This is a genomic window from Acrocarpospora pleiomorpha (genome assembly GCF_009687885.1).
Classification (GTDB): Bacteria; Actinomycetota; Actinomycetes; order Streptosporangiales; family Streptosporangiaceae; genus Acrocarpospora; species Acrocarpospora pleiomorpha.
This window is the reverse complement of sequence record NZ_BLAF01000128.1, coordinates 1-1,824: the sequence shown is the minus strand read 5'-3', so window position 1 is coordinate 1,824 and position 1,824 is coordinate 1. Positions and strand designations below refer to the sequence as shown.

2 protein-coding genes are annotated in these 1,824 nt (G+C 61.6%); both read left to right on the top strand.

The genetic code is table 11. The features are described from left to right. A partial coding sequence (locus Aple_RS51100; protein ID WP_155352069.1) for a ComEA family DNA-binding protein occupies positions 1 to 459 on the top strand: 459 nt, incomplete at its 5' end. Positions 460 to 1,435: 976 nt separating this feature from the next. Then, positions 1,436 to 1,824, top strand: a 389-nt coding sequence (locus Aple_RS54070; protein WP_218038948.1) for a hypothetical protein, incomplete at its 3' end; no start/stop codon positions are given.

Below are 1,824 nucleotides of genomic sequence, written 5' to 3'. Positions count from 1 at the left end.
ACCCCCGCCAGCGCCGGACCTCCAGCCACCCCCTCACCGACCTCCAGCGTGACAATCCACATCACCGGCAAGGTCCGCGACCCAGGCGTCCTGGCATTACCCATCGGCTCAAGGGTCGTAGACGCCATCACCGCAGCCGGAGGCATAAAGAAAGGCGCCGACCCCGGCCCACTCAACCTCGCCCGCCGCCTGGTAGACGGCGAACAAATCATCGTCGGCCTCCCACCCCCACCCGGCTCCCACCCAATAACCGCCCCCGCAACCACCAACATCCTCAGCCTCAACTCAGCAACCCCCGACCAACTCGAACAACTCCCCGGCGTCGGAGAAGTCCTCGCCCAACGCATCATCGAATACCGCGACACCCACGGCGGCTTCCAAAGCGTCGAACAACTACGCGAAGTCTCCGGCATAGGCGAAAGAAAATACGCCGAAATAAAAGACAAAGTGTCCCCGTAGTCCATCAAGTAGAGTCCTTAGAAGTCATCCAGGAAACCTCTACTGAAGGTGTCTGTAGCCCCATCGGACCCTCAGCTTCGCGAACTTTGGTGCGGCAATTTCTCTACGGCCTCACGCTGGTGTACATCCCGATCGAATCGGTAGAGGTGGTGTTTCCGGGGAGTCGTTGCCGGGGGTGTCGTGCGTTGGTCGGTTGGGCTCTGGTCTTGCGAAGTTTGGTGTGGGTAGTTTGTTTGCGGCCTTCCGAGAACCGCGCTTATAGGGCACGAAAAGGGTAGGAGTGGAACAATTTGTGCTGGTGGGCTTCTCGATCGAATCGGTAGGGGTGGTGTTTCCGGGGAGTTGTTGCCGGGGGTGTCGTGCGTTGGTCGGTTGGGCTCTGGTCTTGCGAAGCTTGGTGTGGGTAGTTTGTTTGCGGCCTTGCGCTGGTGGGCTTCCCGGTCAAGTTCGTAGAGGTGATGTTATCCGGGGAGTCGCTAGCAGGGGATTCGTGCGTTAGTCGATCTGGCTCTCTGGCCCTGCGAAGCTTGGTGGTCTTCCAAGTTGGCCGGGGGCGCTATTTGACGCGCCTGTGCATTAGGCCATCAGGCTCTCTGGCCTCGCGAACCTCGGTGTGGGCAATCTTTGTTTGCAGTCTTACACTGCTGGGTTGGCCCGATCGAGTTCGTAGAGGCACCAATTAGGAGGGGTATTTCGAGTGGCCATGCCTAGGGCTGAGGAGGGGTTCGAAGCTGAGGGCGAGGATGAGCTTGTTCAGTCGGGCCATTCTCTGGTGTTGATTGGGCCAGCGGTTTCCGCGTGGGTTGTGGCGCTGGTTTTGGTGGCATGTCCGGCGTTGGTCGGTGGCCTTGTGGCGGCTGCTGGTTTGGGAGCCGGGGGCTTGGTGGCCTGGTTCGGAATTCGGGTGGGTGTAAGTGAGCGATGGCGGAACGTCGTTGTTGGGAGCCTTTGTTGTGCTGGGGTTGTGGCAGGAGTGGTGGCCATCAAAGTGCACGCCGTCACTACAGGTCCCGTTGCTGAGTTGGCGACTCGGAATGCGGTGGTAAAGGCGGAGATCGTGCTCTCCGGCGATCCGCGTGCGCGATCGCGGCCTGGAGGTTCGGGGACGAGCGTGGTTGTGGAGGCGCAGATTGTGTGGCTCGAGTTTCGCGATGGGTTGGCGCTTCGGGCACGACCGTCGGTGATGGTGACCGACGCGGTCGCTGCGCGCAACGCTCCGGAAGCCGACGTGAGTGAAGTCGGCGTGCGGGGAGCGGTGGGGGTGGACTCGCCTGTGGTGGTGACCGACGTTGGCGCTGCGCGCAAGGCTCCGAAGGCCGACGTGAGTGAAGTCGGTGTGCGGGGAGGGGCGGGGGCGGATTCGAA